At 33.6% G+C, this 2,357-nt stretch carries 3 protein-coding genes; 1 reads left to right on the top strand and 2 read right to left on the bottom strand.

Features of this window, described 5'->3' with window-relative positions:
• A complete protein-coding gene (locus EQ827_RS08455) occupies positions 1–276 on the bottom strand; it encodes a hypothetical protein (RefSeq protein ID WP_181190544.1) in 276 nt (91 codons plus the stop codon).
• A 24-nt stretch (positions 277–300) separates the two neighbouring features.
• A complete protein-coding gene (locus EQ827_RS08450; RefSeq protein ID WP_181190543.1) occupies positions 301–702 on the bottom strand; it encodes a DUF948 domain-containing protein in 402 nt (133 codons plus the stop codon).
• 108 nt (positions 703–810) lie between these two features.
• Here EQ827_RS08450 and EQ827_RS08445 point away from each other — a divergent pair, with 108 nt between their 5' ends.
• The gene (locus tag EQ827_RS08445; RefSeq protein ID WP_181190542.1) at positions 811–1,713 is read left to right on the top strand and encodes a mechanosensitive ion channel family protein; all 903 of its coding nucleotides are present in this window, start codon (positions 811–813) and stop codon (positions 1,711–1,713) included.
• Positions 1,714–2,357 lie beyond the last annotated feature (644 nt).

The raw sequence follows: 2,357 nt of genomic DNA, 5'->3' as shown, positions 1-2,357 counted from the left end.
CTATTTATCTAACTTAATCTGTTCAGCATCCAACTTAATATCATCAAAGTTGGTCTGAACTTCTGCTGAATTACCAGTTTCTAAAGCCTGTTGCAATTTTTTTGTATCTTTATCAAATACTTTTTTTAATTGTTGTTTATCAACTTTAGGAACTCGATCCATTTTATCAGTTATGAAACTGATTAACTCATCCTTATGCAAGTTATATTCTTTAGTTGCCCAATAAGAAATTGCTGCTCCCAAAACGGCACCAAAAGCAAATTTAGTTTTTGACATATAATCGCTTCTTTACTAGATTATTTATTTTTTACGATAAATCTTTAAAGCTTTTTTAGCTACTTTGCCAGCCAACCAAGGTGAGATTTTCCAAGATCTTTTTGCTGACGGATTATCAGACTTTTCACTAAAACGTTCTAAACTATTGCCAAAGTTCTCTAATGACTGGAAAAATGGATTCAATTTGCCCACTTTGCCATTCACATCTGACATCAAATCATTAACTTTGACCGTGAGATCATTACCTTGATGTGCAATTTTATCTAAATCTATCGTTAAAGTTTTGACAGCCTTGGTCGTTTCCGTAACTGTGGCCTGCAGCTTCTTCAATACCTTAGCTAATTGCAGCAACATCATTCCTAAATAAATTACTAAAATCACAAATGCAATGGCTGCAATTAATGCGGCTATTTGACCCATTGTCATACTATTTCCTCCTCAATTTTTGTCATCATCTAAATTTTATCATCATTTCATGACAACAGCAATCAGAGAGGTTATACTTTAAATAGAAATTAATTAGGAAGTGGTAATTTGGGTAATTTGTTAAATAAGTATAATTCACTCATCAATAATAATCAGCAGCAAAATCAAGGCAATCAGCTGCCGTTTTTGCAGCAAATAAATAATCCACAATACTGGATCAATCTGTTAAATACCGTTTTGGGAAATTTAATAAAAATTATTTTACTGTCGCTATTTTTTTGGCTGCTGTATAAATTCGGTAAGCGTGTTGTCAGCCGTATTACCTATAATTTGCGGATTAACACAACTAGTTCTAATCGTTCACGGACAATTGCGACCTTAACACAAAATATTTATTTTTATTTTCTGGCATTCATTTATATTTATATGGTGCTTTCCATCATGGGGGCTCCCGTAGGAACATTAATTACTGGTGCCGGAATTTTCAGTTTAGCTTTAGGTCTTGGTGCACAAGGGTTCGTTAGTGATGTTGTTACCGGATTTTTTATCTTGGTAGAACAGCAATTTGATGTAGGTGATTCGGTTAGTGTTGGTGATATATCTGGTACCGTGGCTTATATTGGCTTAAGAACGACTCAAATTCGCAGTGGCGATGGTACTTTGAATTATATTCCTAATCGTAATATTACAATTGTCAAAAATCTTTCGCGAGGCAATATGACAACGATTATTGATTTGCAGCTCTTCCCACGGACCAATATTAAACAAGTTACTCAAGTCTTAGAACAAGTCAATCAAATGCTGACACCTAAAGTCTCAGGGCTAGTACAAGCCCCGCAAATTGTTGGACCAGTAGATGTGCAATCTGGGGTACTTCATTATCAAATTAGCTTAAACACCAAAAATGGCGCTCAACTTCCTGTTAAACGCCAATTCCTAGAAGCCTATCTGGCTGCCTTGCAGCAAGCCAATATTTCCATCCCTGAGAACACTTTAGATTTAACTCAGTAAAAAACAAACAAAAAGCTGTCAAACTGCGTTAAAGTAGTAGTGCTCAAAGTAATTCCTGCTTTCATGGTTTGTTGTCGTAACTACCATTGTAAAGGAATTACTTTGTGTTTTTTAGATTAATGCTGTTCGGATTAATTATAGAATCTGCAATTTAAAAACTTTAATTTCTAAAGCTTATTGATTTATGTTGTACTCTTTTCTCATGAGAGCCATCTTCTTTCTTTGGGTCTAGTAACTTAAAGATGACAGGAATAACTCTCTGCTTTACATAAAAATAGCAACAAAATCAAAAAAATGATTTTATAGTTATTATTAAAGATAACTTTTTCCCAATATCTTTTATCTACTTTATATCTCTAAATGTACATTAGGTTCTTTGATTATGAAGGTTGTATTTTATAAATGTTTTTTCGAATTTAGTATCCTACCTCATATGAGATAGTATCTGATTCAAAAATTGATTATTACAGTAAATTCATTATTAGTCATACACTGATTAGTACCTAGAATCTCTATTTTTATAGATTAAATAAAGTGAACAATATTAAACTGCACTGAGCAACGTCAGACAGTGGGCAAAGCAAGGCTTGTTTGTAGGAAGGGTACAAGTCGTCATTAAAGCCCCCAGAGCCGACTTACACAGT

The organism is Bombilactobacillus bombi, assembly GCF_013607485.1.
GTDB lineage: Bacteria > Bacillota > Bacilli > Lactobacillales > Lactobacillaceae > Bombilactobacillus > Bombilactobacillus bombi_A.
The sequence above is the reverse complement of the archived record's forward strand: the minus strand, read 5'-3'. Positions and strand labels throughout refer to the sequence as shown.